Annotated in this window: 1 pseudogene; it reads left to right on the top strand. The window is 52.3% G+C overall.

What is annotated here, in order from left to right:
- Positions 1 to 21: 21 nt before the first annotated feature.
- Positions 22 to 220: pseudogene (locus CWB77_RS18090) on the top strand (UbiD family decarboxylase domain-containing protein); the annotation flags it as partial.

The following is a 220-nucleotide window of genomic DNA, read 5'->3' as shown; positions in this document are numbered from 1 at the left end:
CGCCAAATTTTTGGGATTTAGCGTCATCAGCTATTGGGTAAACATAAAATCTTGCTGCGTTGGTTATGTGATCGGGGGGGCGCGCTTGATTTTCCAGAGTGGTGTCCAGCCGACCCTGGGCAGCGCTACCCTGTTTCGGGGGCATTAGGTGCAGACCCTGCGACTATTGTAGGTGCTGTTACCCCCGTTCCAGATACGTTAAGCGAAAATGCCTTTGCAG

It is taken from the genome of Pseudoalteromonas sp. S1610 (assembly GCF_005887465.1).
In the GTDB taxonomy this organism is placed as follows: domain Bacteria; phylum Pseudomonadota; class Gammaproteobacteria; order Enterobacterales; family Alteromonadaceae; genus Pseudoalteromonas; species Pseudoalteromonas undina.
This window is presented reverse-complemented; position numbering and strand designations above follow the sequence as displayed.